The organism is Priestia sp. YIM B13489 (genome assembly GCF_042787645.1).
In the GTDB taxonomy this organism is placed as follows: Bacteria; Bacillota; Bacilli; order Bacillales; family Bacillaceae_H; genus Priestia; species Priestia megaterium.
Genome location: NZ_JBHZOQ010000053.1, coordinates 835,973 through 850,213, shown reverse-complemented (window position 1 = coordinate 850,213; position 14,241 = coordinate 835,973). Strand labels below are relative to the sequence as shown.

At 38.1% G+C, this 14,241-nt stretch carries 16 protein-coding genes; 15 read left to right on the top strand and 1 reads right to left on the bottom strand.

All coding sequences use genetic code 11. The features are described from left to right. Positions 1–6 precede the first annotated feature (6 nt). The 5 genes from cmk (at position 7) to ACFX4W_RS10215 (ending at position 5,024) form a co-directional block, all read left to right on the top strand. The gene (cmk, locus tag ACFX4W_RS10235; RefSeq protein ID WP_043976370.1) at positions 7–681 is read left to right on the top strand and encodes a (d)CMP kinase; all 675 of its coding nucleotides are present in this window, start codon (positions 7–9) and stop codon (positions 679–681) included. Next, positions 678–1,265, top strand: a complete 588-nt coding sequence (locus ACFX4W_RS10230; RefSeq protein ID WP_043976371.1) for a lysophospholipid acyltransferase family protein — start codon at positions 678–680, stop codon at positions 1,263–1,265. The genes cmk and ACFX4W_RS10230 overlap by 4 nt, the downstream gene beginning before the upstream one ends. Positions 1,266–1,427: 162 nt before the next feature. Then, complete coding sequence (gene rpsA / locus ACFX4W_RS10225; protein WP_013059027.1) at positions 1,428–2,564, top strand: 30S ribosomal protein S1; 1,137 nt, start codon at positions 1,428–1,430, stop codon at positions 2,562–2,564. Positions 2,565–2,580: 16 nt separating this feature from the next. Continuing rightward, positions 2,581–3,633: a type 2 isopentenyl-diphosphate Delta-isomerase gene (fni, locus tag ACFX4W_RS10220; protein WP_043976373.1), complete on the top strand. Its 1,053-nt coding sequence runs from the start codon at positions 2,581–2,583 to the stop codon at positions 3,631–3,633. A 176-nt stretch (positions 3,634–3,809) separates the two neighbouring features. Next, positions 3,810–5,024: an MFS transporter gene (locus tag ACFX4W_RS10215; RefSeq protein ID WP_043976374.1), complete on the top strand. Its 1,215-nt coding sequence runs from the start codon at positions 3,810–3,812 to the stop codon at positions 5,022–5,024. 31 nt (positions 5,025–5,055) lie between these two features. Here the strand turns inward: ACFX4W_RS10215 and ACFX4W_RS10210 are convergent, their stop codons facing one another. Continuing rightward, complete coding sequence (locus tag ACFX4W_RS10210) at positions 5,056–5,193, bottom strand: YpzI family protein (RefSeq protein ID WP_013059024.1); 138 nt, start codon at positions 5,191–5,193, stop codon at positions 5,056–5,058. Between the two features lie 120 nt (positions 5,194–5,313). On the opposite strand from ACFX4W_RS10210, the gene ACFX4W_RS10205 reads away from it, so the two are divergent. The 10 genes from ACFX4W_RS10205 to ACFX4W_RS10160 all read left to right on the top strand — a co-directional run bounded on the left by ACFX4W_RS10205 (position 5,314) and on the right by ACFX4W_RS10160 (position 14,240). Then, positions 5,314–5,919 (top strand): YphA family membrane protein, encoded by a 606-nt coding sequence (locus ACFX4W_RS10205; protein WP_043976376.1) that lies wholly within the window; start codon positions 5,314–5,316, stop codon positions 5,917–5,919. A 297-nt stretch (positions 5,920–6,216) separates the two neighbouring features. Beyond that, positions 6,217–7,527: a ribosome biogenesis GTPase Der gene (der, locus tag ACFX4W_RS10200; RefSeq protein ID WP_013059022.1), complete on the top strand. Its 1,311-nt coding sequence runs from the start codon at positions 6,217–6,219 to the stop codon at positions 7,525–7,527. A gap of 17 nt (positions 7,528–7,544) precedes the next feature. Further along, positions 7,545–8,576 carry an NAD(P)H-dependent glycerol-3-phosphate dehydrogenase gene (locus ACFX4W_RS10195; protein WP_013084894.1) on the top strand — a complete coding sequence of 344 codons (1,032 nt, stop codon included), beginning with the start codon at positions 7,545–7,547 and terminating at the stop codon, positions 8,574–8,576. A gap of 315 nt (positions 8,577–8,891) precedes the next feature. Beyond that, positions 8,892–9,095, top strand: a complete 204-nt coding sequence (locus tag ACFX4W_RS10190) for a DUF2768 domain-containing protein (protein ID WP_013059020.1) — start codon at positions 8,892–8,894, stop codon at positions 9,093–9,095. 24 nt (positions 9,096–9,119) lie between these two features. Next, positions 9,120–9,842: a hypothetical protein gene (locus ACFX4W_RS10185; protein ID WP_043976379.1), complete on the top strand. Its 723-nt coding sequence runs from the start codon at positions 9,120–9,122 to the stop codon at positions 9,840–9,842. Positions 9,843–10,071: 229 nt separating this feature from the next. Next, positions 10,072–11,550 (top strand): stage IV sporulation protein A, encoded by a 1,479-nt coding sequence (gene spoIVA, locus ACFX4W_RS10180; RefSeq protein ID WP_013059017.1) that lies wholly within the window; start codon positions 10,072–10,074, stop codon positions 11,548–11,550. Between the two features lie 373 nt (positions 11,551–11,923). Continuing rightward, on the top strand, positions 11,924–12,196 hold the full coding sequence (locus ACFX4W_RS10175) for an HU family DNA-binding protein (RefSeq protein WP_013059016.1): 273 nt from the start codon (positions 11,924–11,926) through the stop codon (positions 12,194–12,196). A gap of 148 nt (positions 12,197–12,344) precedes the next feature. Further along, the gene (folE, locus tag ACFX4W_RS10170; RefSeq protein WP_013059015.1) at positions 12,345–12,911 is read left to right on the top strand and encodes a GTP cyclohydrolase I FolE; all 567 of its coding nucleotides are present in this window, start codon (positions 12,345–12,347) and stop codon (positions 12,909–12,911) included. 25 nt (positions 12,912–12,936) lie between these two features. Beyond that, the gene (mtrB, locus tag ACFX4W_RS10165; RefSeq protein WP_013059014.1) at positions 12,937–13,167 is read left to right on the top strand and encodes a trp RNA-binding attenuation protein MtrB; all 231 of its coding nucleotides are present in this window, start codon (positions 12,937–12,939) and stop codon (positions 13,165–13,167) included. 281 nt (positions 13,168–13,448) lie between these two features. Further along, on the top strand, positions 13,449–14,240 hold the full coding sequence (locus tag ACFX4W_RS10160) for a heptaprenyl diphosphate synthase component 1 (RefSeq protein ID WP_377559367.1): 792 nt from the start codon (positions 13,449–13,451) through the stop codon (positions 14,238–14,240). Position 14,241: the final 1 nt, after the last annotated feature.

Below are 14,241 nucleotides of genomic sequence, written 5' to 3'. Positions count from 1 at the left end.
GCACTTATGGAAAAACAAATTTCAATCGCGATTGACGGTCCTGCAGCTGCTGGGAAAAGTACAGTGGCAAAGATTATAGCAGAAACCTTATCATATATTTATGTTGATACAGGAGCGATGTATCGTGCTCTAACGTATCAAGCACAGAAAAACCAGGTAGATTTGCAAAATGAAGAAGAGCTATTGCATTTACTTAACGAAACAGTCATCGATTTAAAGCCGTCTGAATCGGGACAGGTAGTCATCTTAAATGGGCAGAATGTTACAGGTGAAATTCGTTCAGCAGAAGTAACTAACTCTGTATCCATCGTAGCGAAACATCGTGCAGTTCGTGAAGAGATGGTAGCGAGACAGCAGGGCCTTGCTAAAGATGGAGGCGTTGTAATGGACGGACGTGATATCGGTACACACGTGCTTCCTCACGCAGAAGTTAAAATCTTTTTATTAGCGTCTGTGGATGAAAGAGCACAGCGACGCCATGACGAAAACATAAAAAAAGGTTTTGAATCAAATTTAGAGCGTTTAAAAGAAGAAATTGCCCGCAGAGACAAGCTGGATTCTGAGCGCGAAGTAGCACCTCTTAAAAAAGCTGAAGATGCAATTGAAATCGATACAACTTCTTTATCGATTGAAGGAGTTGTAGAAAAAATACTTTCTATTACAAAAGAAAGGATTGGATGATTTTGAGCTTTTATATGTTTGCACGTGCCATTGTAAAAGGCATTTTAACACCAGTTTATCGTTATGAAGTAATCGGTGCAGAAAATATCCCTTCAGAAGGCGGAGTTTTGCTTTGTTCAAATCATATTGACAACTTAGATCCGCCTACTGTAGGTGTGACATGTCCAAGGCCTATTTCGTTTATGGCAAAAGCAGAGCTGTTTAAAGCACCTTTTCTGAAGACGGTTCTGCCAAAGTTAGAAACATTCCCTGTAAAGCGCGGGATGGCAGATCGTGAAGCTTTGCGCCAGGGGTTAAAGATTTTAAAAGAAGGAAAAGTGCTTGGATTGTTTCCCGAAGGAACAAGAAGTAAAGATGGGAAATTAGGAAAAGGGATGGCTGGAGTAGGCTTTTTTGCTTTGCGTTCAAAAGCAGCTGTTGTGCCTTGTGCTGTTATTGGTCCATATAAGCGTTTTGCAAGGTTAAAAGTAGTGTACGGACCGCCAATTCAGATGGATGAGCTTCGCGAACGAAAAGCACCAGCCGACGAAGTGACCGAAGTTATTATGAAAAGCATTGGTGAATTAATTGAAAAATATCAATAGTTTGTAACCTTATGACTTGACAAAAGATTCTATTTATTAGAAGTTAGTAACAAAGAGAGTTTTTTCTATACAGAGCTATATACAATAATGATGAGCTAAAAGAGTGAAGAACTCTTACAAGGGAATACATATTGTAGATGGATATTGGAGGAGGAAAAGACGATGACAGAAGATATGAATCAAGTAGAGGTAACGTCATTAGAAGTAGGAGAAACAGTAAAAGGTACTATTACAAAAGTAGAAGAAAAGCAAGTGTATGTAGATGTACCTAACAGCAAACTAGACGGTATTATTCCAATTAGTGAATTAGCGAGCTTACATATTGAAAAAGCAGGCGATGTAATCCAAGAAGGTGCCGAAGTCGAAGCGAAAGTAATTAAAGTGGAAGACGATTTGCTTGTGCTATCTAAACGGGCTGTAGATGCTGAAAAAGCATGGGATGGTTTAGAAGCAAAACTTTCTTCAGGTGAAGTGTTTGAAGCGGTAGTCAAAGAAATTGTCAAAGGCGGATTAGTAGTAGATATTGGTGTGAGAGGGTTCATTCCAGCTTCTCTTGTTGAAACTCATTTCGTTGATGATTTTGCAGAGTATCAAGATCAAACTCTTACGGTCAAAGTAGTGGAATTAGATAAAGAAAAAAATCGCGTGATCCTTTCGCATCGTGCAGTTGTAGAAGAAGAGCTTGTACAACAAAAAGAAAATGTTCTTGAGTCATTAAAAGAAGGTCAGGTTTTAGAAGGAACCGTTCAGCGCTTAACAGACTTTGGAGCGTTTGTAGATGTAGGCGGAGTAGATGGGTTAGTGCACATTTCTCAGCTTTCACATACGCGTGTAGAAAAACCTTCAGACGTAGTAGCTGAGGGAGATGCTGTGAAAGTCAAAGTATTGTCTGTTGACAAATCAACGGGGCGTGTTTCATTATCTATTAAAGATACGTTAGAAGGTCCATGGTCCAACATTTCTACGAAGCTTCGCCAAGGTGATGTAGTAGATGGAACCGTTAAAAGACTTGTATCTTTTGGAGCTTTTGTGGAAGTTCTACCTGGAGTAGAAGGACTTGTACACATTTCTCAAATTTCCCATAAGCATATCGGGACACCGCATGAAGTGCTTTCTGAAGGCGAAAAAGTGACGGTGAAAGTACTTGATGTGAATGAACAAGAACGACGCGTTTCGTTAAGCATTCGTGATCTTGAGGAAGAAGAACAAGAAGATTACGGTGACTATGAATTACAAGAAGAGTCAAAAGGTTTCCAATTAGGTGATATGATTGGGGATCAATTAAAAAAATTAAGATAAGTAATGGTGATGATTTGTGAGCAGAGCAAAACGTAAAATTGATCACATTCATCATGCGATTCAAACGGGACAGCATCGGCTGCACGGGCTAGATGATATTCGCTTCGTTCATAATAGCTTGCCAAATACTGGCGTGCACGATGTTCATATTGATACAAAAATTGGCGAACTTTTGTTAAGTTCGCCAATTTTTATAAATGCTATGACGGGCGGTGGCGGACAAGAAACGGAACGGATTAACCGTTCGTTTGCTCAAATTGCTCATCATGGTCAATTAGCAATGGCCGTTGGATCGCAGATGGCTGCGATTAAAGATGAAATGGAAGAACAATCATACAGAGTAGTGCGTCAAGAAAACCCTAACGGAATTATTTTTGCCAACCTAGGCAGTGAAGCTACAGTTGAACAAGCTAAAAAAGCAGTTGATATGCTTGAAGCAAATGGACTTCAAATTCATTTAAATGTTATACAAGAACTGGTCATGCCGGAGGGAGATCGTGATTTCACCGATGCATTACGTCGTATTGAACGCATTGTCCGAGAAGTAACCGTTCCTGTAATTGTCAAAGAAGTAGGTTTTGGGATGAGCGCTCAAGCAGTGCAAAAACTTAAAGATGTTGGTGTTGAAATCGTTGATATTGGTGGGTACGGTGGTACCAATTTTTCGAAAATCGAAAATGAAAGACGAGCAAAACATTTTCACTTCTTTAATGATTGGGGAATTTCTACAGCAGCTTCTTTAGCAGAAGTATCTCAGCACGTAGAAGGTATATCCATTATTGGTTCGGGAGGTATTCAAACCTCTATGGATATTGCTAAGTCTATTGCGTTAGGAGCTTCTGCAACGGGAATGGCAGGATATTTTTTATCCATTTTAATGAAGTCTGGTTTAGAAGCAGTTGTGGAAGAGATAGCCGAGATGCATGAGGAGTTAACGTTCATCATGGCTGCGCTAGGAGCAACTTCTATTGCTAAGCTTCAGCAAATGCCTCTAGTTATTACAGGGGATACCCATAGCTGGCTGACTCAGCGAAATGTATCTATAGAAACATTTAATAACAGATCATAAAAAAGCATGCAGTTGACTGCGTGCTTTTTTATTTCTTTAAAAGATGAATGATCGCGTTTTCATTTAAAAAAACAAAAAATGTTGGCAGAAGAAGTGACAAAAAGCATGAAATCCCAAACGTTAGCCCCTTATAATAAGTAAAATAGACAGAAAAATCAGAAAAAAGAGGTGGCGTAATGAAAAAGGGACATCCTGTATTTACAATTTTTCTTTTCTTTTTAGGCTGGGTTTTCATGTATGCAGATCGTAATATTTTATCTCCGGTTATGGGAGATATCGGTGCGCAGTGGGATCTTAATAAAGCTGAACTTGGGCTAATGTCTACCGTATTTTTTGCAGCGTATGCAGCTATGCAAATTCCAACGGGTTTTTTGGCAGATCGATTTGGTCGAGTTAAGATCTTAGTAGCTGGATACATCTTGTTTGGAGTTGCCACATTTTTTACAGGACTTACAACTACTTTCGGTATGTTCTTACTTATGCGGGCGCTGACAGGACTTGGAGAAGGAACGTATTATGGTTCACAATACGGAGTTTCTTCAAGCATCACATCTGAACGATACCGAGGTTTAGTGTCGGCGCTCATTAATAGTGGAATGGCTTTTGGTATATCACTTGGTTTTATCGGTTCTACATACATTACATATACGTTAGAAAAAGACTGGCAGTTTACTTTTTACTTATTTGCTATTCCAACTATAGTAATAGCTATTTTAATAGCTTTCTTTGTAAAAGATAAGCAAAGGGATCAAGAAAAAAATTCGCTAAATAAAGAAACAAAGCAGTCGCTAAAAGTATTATTTACAAAAAATCATATTTTCGTATACATTTTAATCTTCTGCTCTCTTTACGGATTTTTTGGGATGCTGACTTGGCTTCCTTATTATTTGCAGCACTCGCGAGGCTTAGAAGGGTCTCAAACAGGCATCATAGCATCTTTAGTACCTTGGGCGTCTATTCCAGGAGCAATCTTCTTTGGGTATATATCTGATCGAATTGCAAATAAAAAAGCATTAATTGTGAGTTTGTCAGTAGCGGGCGCTTTGTGTCAATTTTTTATTCCCTATACAGAGGGTTATTCTTGGCTATTAATCGGCTTAATTGTGTACGGTTTGATAGGTAAATTAGCATTAGATCCGATTTTGATTTCGTATATGGCGGATATTACTCCATCGTCCATGTACTCTAAAGTGTACGGTTTTTTCAACTTCAGCGGCATGCTGTCATCGATCTTTGCACCTTACATTACCGGATATTTTGCAGATAAACTTGGAAGTATGGAATTCGGGTTTTATTTGTCAGGAGCACTATTGTTAGTGGGAGGAGTTCTCTTTTTGTTTACAGGAAAGAAAGAACGTTCCTATCCTGTTTCACATCCAGTTTTAAAATAAAAAAATGCGCTGACTTAGTCAGCGCATTTTTTTATTTATGCTCATTTAACTCGCGTGCTTCTTCAGGACTTTGCAAGCTAGTTGCTCCCGGATAGTGAAGTCCTTGATCACGGTCAGATTCAACTCGTTTTGATTCTTTTAATTTTTTCTCTTGACGATCTTTTCCCATTTTAGATTCCCTCCTTTTTTCTGATAGGTTGTCCAAAATAAGGGGTTCTATTCTAAAACTCCGATTAAGTTTTACTAAATTGATACATACTGATGACAGGTAGAGGAGGTGCCATATTCAGTGGACGGAATTTTCTTTTATTGGCTTTCGTGGATGGGATGGATTGTTGCGACTTTTCTTATGCCCAAAACACCTAGACGTTGGAAGGTAGCAGCCATTATATTAATCAGTATACTCCTAAGCGGAATGAACATGCATATGGCTCAGTTTTCATTTAGCTACACCGCTTTGTTTTTAGTGGGGGTAGCGTGTGTTTATGCTTCAGGCTACAGCAGGTTTCAGCAGTTATATTATGTTATTGTATGCGGCATTATAATAATTGCCTATGCTGGTTTTTGTTTACTTGAGCTCTATGATCCTGTATGGATTTTTATTGATCGTAAGTGGATTTTGACTGGACTTATCTTATATATTTGCTTTATGGTGATTAAAGATGCTGAAAAAAGATTCGCAGCGATCATTTTAGGTGTAGTTGGAGGAGATTTTTTATACGCAGTTGTCATTCGAGATATTGCATCTTATGAAGTAGGGTCTCTTCGGACACTCGACGTTTTAGCAACAGCAGTAGGAGCTATGTTTATTTGGGAGATGCTGGTTTATTTCTCTGCTTATTTAGATTTGTACGTGCTGAAGTCTCACAGGCAAAAGCAAAGTACTTACAAATAGAAGAAGAGATTTCGTAAAATTATATTGTTGTTACCGGTGATTTTTGATAAAATTGTTTGATTGAAAGAGTAATGCTTATTCAGCGGATAGGCAGTTAATCAGCCTGGTGTAAAATAGAGCTGATAAAAAGCCTGCTTTATCGCTTATGATCGATTAGTAGAGGTCATGCCACGCTGCATGGCCTCAATTTTTGAAAAAAGAATGATCTTATTTATTTGTACATGTAGATAAATACCTTTAGTCGATTAAAGACTGGTTGCCGATACATAAAAAAGATCAAGGAAAGGGAAGAATCGTATGCCAAAACCAATTATTGCGATTGTTGGTCGTCCCAACGTAGGAAAATCAACAATTTTCAACCGAATTGTAGGAGAGCGAGTATCTATTGTAGAAGATATTCCGGGTGTAACTCGTGATCGTATCTATAGTTCAGGTGAGTGGCTGAATGTGGACTTTAACATTATTGATACCGGCGGTATTGATATTGGAGATGAGCCATTTTTAGAACAGATCAAACAGCAGGCAGAAATTGCAATTGATGAAGCGGACGTAATCATTTTTCTAGTGAATGGACGCGATGGAATTACTGCAGCTGATGAAGAAGTGGCGAAAATTTTATACAAATCGAAAAAGCCCGTTGTCCTAGCTGTTAATAAAGTAGATAATCCTGAAATGAGAGAATTAATCTATGATTTCTACGCACTAGGATATGGAGAACCGTTCCCAATCTCAGGAACGCATGGTTTAGGTTTAGGTGACCTGCTAGACGAGGCAGCTAAGCACTTTCCAAAAGAAAAAGACGAAGATTATGGAGAAGACGTCATTAAATTTTCATTGATTGGTCGTCCTAACGTAGGGAAATCTTCATTAGTTAATGCTCTTCTAGGTGAAGACCGTGTTATTGTCAGTGATCTTGCCGGCACGACACGCGATGCCATTGATACAAAGTTTACAAAAGAAGATCAAGAATATGTTGTTATTGATACAGCTGGAATGAGAAAGCGTGGAAAAGTGTACGAGAGTACTGAAAAATACAGCGTACTGCGCGCATTAAAGGCAATTGAACGCTCAGATGTTGTCTTAGTTGTATTAAATGCTGAAGAGGGTATTATTGAACAAGATAAGAAAATTGCTGGCTATGCACAAGAAGCTGGAAAAGCTGTTGTCATCGTTGTGAACAAATGGGATACAGTAGAAAAAGATGAAAAAACAATGAAAAAATTTGAAGAGAATATACGTGAGCATTTTCAGTTCTTAACATATGCTCCAATTGTATTCCTTTCAGCCAAAACGAAAAAACGTACGCATACGCTATTGCCAATGATTGATCTTGCAAGCGAAAGCCATGCGGTGCGTGTAGAAACAAGCATTTTAAATGATGTGATTATGGATGCAGTAGCAATGAACCCTACGCCTACTCACAACGGCAACCGCTTGAAAATCTATTACACAACTCAAGTAGCAATCAAGCCGCCAACTTTTGTTGTGTTTGTAAATGATCCTGAGCTAATGCATTTTTCATATAAACGTTTCTTAGAAAATAAGCTTCGTGAAGCTTTTGGATTTGAAGGAACTCCAATTAAAATTATTGCAAGACCAAGAAAATAACAGAGGATGTGATCGGCGTGGAAAGAATAGCTGTACTAGGAGCAGGAAGCTGGGGAACTGCATTAGCTTTCGTATTGGCGGAAAATGGACACGATGTTCGCATTTGGGGACATAGACAACAAGTCATTGATCAAATCAACGAGACGCATAAGAATGAAAAATATTTGCCTGGTGTAGAGCTTCCTCATCAGATTAAAGGTTTTACGTCATTAGAAAAGGCAATAGAAGGTGTTGAAACCCTTATTTTAGCTGTTCCAACGAAGGCCATTCGTGAAGTGTTGCAGCAGCTAAAATCCCTTACCGATGAACTATTTACAATTGTTCACGTAAGTAAAGGGATTGAACCGGATTCTCTTTTACGTATATCTCAAATGATTCAACAAGAAATTGATACAAAAGACATTGTTGTCTTATCAGGTCCGAGTCATGCTGAAGAAGTAAGTAGAAGGCAGCCCACAACTGTGACGTCAGCTTCAACAAATATACAAGCAGCAGAAAAAGTGCAGGATTTATTTAATAATCAGCAGTACTTCCGTGTTTATACAAATCCTGATGTGATTGGTGTGGAAATTGGGGGAGCGTTAAAAAATATTATTGCTCTTGCTGCTGGTATTACGGATGGACTTGGATATGGTGACAATGCGAAGGCCGCTCTTATGACTCGTGGCTTGGCTGAAATCGCTCGTTTAGGTACTGTGCTTGGTGCCAATCCTCTGACGTTCTCAGGTTTAACCGGGATCGGAGACTTGATTGTAACGTGTACAAGCGTTCATTCTCGAAATTGGCGCGCTGGTAATCTTCTTGGAAAAGGCAAAAATTTAGACGAAGTATTAGAAAATATGGGAATGGTTGTAGAAGGTGTACGCACGACGAAAGCAGCTTACCAGCTATCTCAAAAATATGACGTAAAAATGCCGATTGCTGATGCTTTATATAATGTACTGTTTAATGATGTGAAGGCAAAGGATGCAGTAGACGCGCTTATGTCTCGTACTAAAACACATGAAATGGAAGATTTAGCGAATGTTTTAGGAGAAAAATTAAATTAAGTGCAAAGAAATATGAAAAAATAGGCAATTAGTGATACCCAAAATCATTTACTTGCATAAAATAACGTGTAAATAAAGATGAGTAGAACTGTTAGTATGGGAATATTTAGTTATGATCGAAGCGAAGAGCCCCCTTCGCTTCGATTTTTTTTATGTGAATAAGCAGGAATTTGTCAATTTAATAGGAAAGTAATTACTATAGAGCGTGAATCACTGGAAGGTAAATAAATAGTTAATTTAGAAAGTTCTATCAATATCCATCTTAACTATAAGTCCTTATGTTATAATAACGGTGAAAAAAGGAGTGGATGCAGTTTGTCGCCAGGTTTGTTAAAGATGTGGATTTCATTGGGCTCCATTGTATTTATGTTTATTTCGGTATTTTCTATTTACTTTAGTCGTTATAAAATTACGAACCGCATTGGTAAAATTGTACTCGCTTTCATTGCCTATTCGCTTATGATTGTAGCAGGTCTTATTATGGTAATTGTTGTATTCAGCGGGCCGACAGATGCTTAATGTACATATGGTAGGGTGAGGAAAATGAAAAAATTCATGCTAACGTCTATTGTTGGGTTAACCATTTTGGTATTATCCGGTTGTTTGTACCCGGCAGAAAGAATGTCTCAAAATCAAGTTCCTTATAAAGATCAAGTTGCTTCCGTGCAAACGGCGGTTGATCAATTTAAACAAGAAAGCGGAGGCTTATTGCCAATAAAAACGAAAGATATGGACACGCCGATTTATCAAAAATATCCGATTGACTTTACGAAAATTGTTCCTAGATACATGCAAGACGCACCTGGTAATTCGTATGAAAGCGGAGGGATATTTGCGTACGTACTTGTGGATGCAGAAACAAAGCCCACGGTTAAATTATTAGACTTACGAATGGCGGATACGATTCAAGATGTTAACGTACATTTGAATATATACCGTCAAAATCATAAAGGGTACGTACCGTTTAAAGAGGTCATCGCTCCCGGCGTATTCTCTATTAATTATAAAAAATTGAATATGAAAGAGCCTCCTGTCGTTACTAGCCCATATACAGGGAATAGTCTTTCTTTAATTGTTAATGGACAGGGAGATGTATTTGTAGATTATCGTCCTGATTTGTATGATGCCATTCAAAAGCATAAAAGCTCCTACAAACCTGGTGAAGATATACGAAAGCTCCTTGTGGAAAACAGTGATTTTGTACCTGCTTACTCTCTTCCTTATACAGTCAACGATAAGAATGAACCAATATTTTTAAAAAAATAAGTCATGAACCCCTTCTCCTTGAATAATATTCAGAGAGAAGGGGTTTTCTCTTTCTTGTACACCAATAATGATAATCAGAATGACTAAGTCAGCATGTGCATGAAAAAAATCATAAATTTTTCTATCAAAAGTCATATTTTAATAGGACAACGTCATAACTATATAGTGTCCTAATTTACTCTCGCAATGGATGTCATATTCCATGAACTCATAGATCGGAGGGGATCTTTTGGAAAAGGTGGATGTATTTAAAGATATCGCTGAACGTACAGGAGGCGATATATATTTAGGTGTGGTGGGAGCAGTTCGAACAGGAAAATCTACATTTATTAAAAAATTTATGGAGCTGGTGGTCCTGCCTCACATCGAGAACGAGGCAGAAAGAGCTCGCACACAAGATGAACTACCACAAAGTGCAGCTGGAAAAACGATTATGACAACTGAGCCGAAATTCGTACCGAATCAAGCAGTTAATGTTTTGGTAGATGACGGGCTAGAAGTTAACATACGGTTAGTAGATTGTGTAGGATATACGGTGCCAGGCGCTAAAGGGTACGAAGATGAAAACGGACCTCGAATGATCAATACACCTTGGTATGAAGAACCAATTCCATTTCACGAAGCGGCTGAAATTGGAACGAGAAAGGTAATTCAAGAACACTCAACGATTGGTGTCGTCATTACAACAGATGGCTCAATTGGAGATATACCTCGTCAAGATTACGTGGAAGCAGAAGAGCGCGTCATTAATGAACTAAAAGAAGTAGGCAAACCATTTATCATGGTTATTAATACCGTACAGCCATATCATCCTGATACAGAAAAGCTTCGTGCAAAGCTTAATGAAAAATATGATATTCCAGTATTAGCGATGAGTGTGGAAAGCATGCGCGATACTGATGTGATGAACGTATTAAGAGAAGCACTCTACGAGTTCCCTGTATTAGAAGTCAACGTTAATCTACCAAGCTGGGTAATGGTTTTAAAAGATAAACATTGGCTGCGTGAAAGCTATCAAGAAGCCGTTAAAGAAACGGTAAAAGATATTAAGAGGCTGAGAGACGTTGAACGGGTAGTAGAGCAATTTAGCCAGTTTGAGTTTATCGATCAGGCTCGATTAGCCGGAATTGAGATGGGGCAGGGAATTGCTGAAATTGACTTATATGCTCCAGATGACTTATACGACCAGATTTTGAAAGAAATCGTGGGAGTAGAAATTCGCGGAAGAGATCATTTGCTGCAGTTAATGCAAGATTTTGTGCATGCAAAAACCGAGTATGATCAAGTCTCTGATGCCCTTCGTATGGTTAAACAAACGGGTTATGGTGTAGCTGCACCTTCGCTTTCGGATATGAGCCTTGATGAGCCTGAAATTATTCGCCAAGGATCGCGTTTTGGAGTTCGTTTAAAAGCAGTGGCGCCTTCAATACACATGATTAAAGTGGATGTAGAATCAGAATTTGCGCCGATTATCGGAACGGAGAAGCAAAGCGAAGAATTAGTTCGTTATTTGATGCAAGACTTTGAAGATGATCCGCTTTCAATTTGGAATTCAGATATATTTGGCCGCTCTCTAAGTTCAATCGTAAGAGAAGGGATTCAAGGAAAGCTGTCGCTGATGCCTGAAAATGCACGATATAAGTTAAAAGAAACGCTAGAACGGATTATTAACGAAGGATCCGGAGGTTTAATCGCGATTATTCTATAAGCATGTAACGTTAGGCTCCTCATAAAGGAGCCTCTTCTTTTTGGATAGATCATACAAAACTTTACATATATTGTGATAGATCGCGTGGTTATCCTATTCCTGCGTTATTTTCTGCTTGCTATGCCTTGTTCAATATGTTAATCTTTTAACAGAAATCGATCGATCATACTGTTTTCACTACATACATACGGCAGATGAATGAAAAACATTGAATTATTTAGTTCAATCGTTTATGATTAGGCTTGTCGATACATAGGTTATGTATAATATCCATTTGTTTTGTTAAAGAATGAGATATAACGAATTACTAGATTCCTTTTCTAACAAGGTTTTTAGTTATTATATGATCCGATTTTGGGAGGAGGTGAATGGCATGAACAAGACAGAATTAATTAATGCTGTTGCAGAAGCAAGTGAGCTTTCAAAAAAGGATGCTACAAAAGCAGTTGATGCTGTTTTCGATACAATTTTAGAAGCTTTAAAAGCTGAGGACAAAGTTCAACTTATCGGTTTTGGTAACTTCGAAGTACGTGAACGTGCTGCTCGTAAAGGACGCAATCCACAAACTGGCGAAGAAATCGAAATTCCTGCTAGCAAAGTTCCTGCATTCAAACCAGGTAAAGCTCTTAAAGATGCTGTAAAATAATATCTACATAAAATGGCTTTATTCATAGCCGTTGATGAAGAGCTTTGAAAGGTCGCACATTTGCGACCTTTCTTTTTTGCCTTTGGTATATACATATGCTAGAATTTTTTTCATAAAGTCGTAATGCAACGAATTGGAGGGCAACAACATGTCATCTGTAAATAAACCACAGATCGAACAAGCCGTGAGACTAATTTTAGAAGCAATTGGCGAAGATCCAAACCGTGAAGGATTATTAGATACACCAAAGCGAGTAGCTAAAATGTATGAGGAAGTCTTTTCCGGGTTGAATGAAGATCCAAAAGAACATTTTAAAACAGTTTTTGGAGAAGATCATGAAGAGCTAGTGCTTGTAAAAGATATTCCTTTTTACTCTATGTGTGAACACCACTTAGTTCCTTTTTATGGAAAAGCTCATGTTGCGTATATTCCAAAAGGCGGACGAGTGACCGGTTTAAGTAAGCTGGCAAGAGCAGTAGAAGCTGTTGCAAAACGTCCTCAGCTTCAGGAGAGAATTACATCTACAGTGGCGGATTCTATTGTAGAAACATTAGAGCCGCACGGGGTAATGGTAGTAGTGGAAGCAGAGCACATGTGTATGACCATGCGAGGCATTAAAAAGCCTGGAGCTATGACAATCACTTCTGCTGTACGCGGAGTATTAGAACACGATGCAAGTTCTAGAGCTGAAGTTTTATCACTGATTAAATCATAATGTGGATGATGAAGGAGAAGAGAATATGACACAAAAAGGAACGCCGGAGTATATTGTCATTAAAGCGGTCGAAGATGGAGTTAACGTAATTGGCTTAACGCGAGGAGCAGATACGCGATTTCATCATTCAGAAAAACTAGATAAAGGCGAAGTAATGATTGCGCAGTTTACTGAGCATACATCCGCAATTAAAATTCGTGGCAAAGCCGTCATTCAGACTGTTCACGGAGAAATTGAATCCGATACGAAAAAATAAGCAGGGATTTTCCTGCTTTTATTTATATTTAAAATAAATGAATAAGAACAGGAAAAACATGGTGAAACTAAAAGCAATATCTTAAATTACTGTCTAAGAAATCCAGATGGTATGTAGATGAACGGTGTTCAAGCGGGTGAGCAGCTAAATGATTTAAACCGTGAAAAAGCTTCAAAAGAATTTAAAGGATATTTTATAATGTAATTATGTTATAATTGACACTATCGATTTGGAGTTAAAAGAACTTTAAACAAATAGTGATGGAAAGGGAGACAAGGATGATGAGCGTAAAAACCATCTATGATATTGTGGCCAACATGAAAGAACAGCTTCATGTTGAATTAAGTCATCCATATGTAAAAAAATATATTCATCATCCGCATATTGATGAAAATAGATTACTGTACATGTGTTCGTTCTTAGATACTCTCTCAATGGAAGAAGAAAAAAAGAACAGCTCTGTGCTATCTGTGATGCTCGTTCAAACCGCACTTGATACCCACGATCTAGTCTCCACTCAAAATGTTAGCGGAAATGAAGGAAAGCTGCATGAGCGGCAGCTGGTAGTTTTGGCCGGAGATTATTACAGCGGCCTGTACTATTACTATTTAGCTCAAAGCAACCAGCTGAATTTAATGAAAGTTATAGCATCTGCTATTAAAGAAATTAATATCGCTAAGATACACATTTATAACAATCGCTCTACTAATCCACACGACGTTATGAATAGTTTTTTAGCAGCAGAATCATCGTTTGTAAGATGCTTATGTGACTATTTTGAACGTGAAGAGTGGAAAGAACTTTTAAAACATGCAGCGTATTTGAACGGGATATTAAAGCAATTAAAGTCATTACAGCATAAAGAGCCTACTCTCTTGCTAAACTATTGCAAACAAATTGGTATGAATCAAGAACAAATAAAAGAATACCTTTATTCGTATACTCAACAGTCTGTAAACATTGTTAGAGGATACTTACGAAGTGAATTTGTGATGAATGAGTTTTTAAGAGAGCACTTAGATGAACTTACATCTAGCTTAGAAGTGCTGAAAAATGTCGTAGGAGAAGGATAGA

Bases quoted from the DNA above. Each gene is read 5' to 3' on its own strand.
- ACFX4W_RS10215 (WP_043976374.1), top strand. From the start codon at position 3,810: ATGAAAAAGGGACATCCTGTATTTACAATTTTTCTTTTCTTTTTAGGC.
- cmk (WP_043976370.1), top strand. From the start codon at position 7: ATGGAAAAACAAATTTCAATCGCGATTGACGGTCCTGCAGCTGCTGGG.
- ACFX4W_RS10185 (WP_043976379.1), top strand. From the start codon at position 9,120: ATGAAAAAATTCATGCTAACGTCTATTGTTGGGTTAACCATTTTGGTA.
- ACFX4W_RS10230 (WP_043976371.1), top strand. From the start codon at position 678: ATGATTTTGAGCTTTTATATGTTTGCACGTGCCATTGTAAAAGGCATT.
- folE (WP_013059015.1), top strand. From the start codon at position 12,345: ATGTCATCTGTAAATAAACCACAGATCGAACAAGCCGTGAGACTAATT.
- mtrB (WP_013059014.1), top strand. From the start codon at position 12,937: ATGACACAAAAAGGAACGCCGGAGTATATTGTCATTAAAGCGGTCGAA.
- rpsA (WP_013059027.1), top strand. From the start codon at position 1,428: ATGACAGAAGATATGAATCAAGTAGAGGTAACGTCATTAGAAGTAGGA.
- ACFX4W_RS10175 (WP_013059016.1), top strand. From the start codon at position 11,924: ATGAACAAGACAGAATTAATTAATGCTGTTGCAGAAGCAAGTGAGCTT.
- ACFX4W_RS10160 (WP_377559367.1), top strand. From the start codon at position 13,449: ATGAGCGTAAAAACCATCTATGATATTGTGGCCAACATGAAAGAACAG.
- ACFX4W_RS10210 (WP_013059024.1), bottom strand. From the start codon at position 5,193: ATGGGAAAAGATCGTCAAGAGAAAAAATTAAAAGAATCAAAACGAGTT.
- der (WP_013059022.1), top strand. From the start codon at position 6,217: ATGCCAAAACCAATTATTGCGATTGTTGGTCGTCCCAACGTAGGAAAA.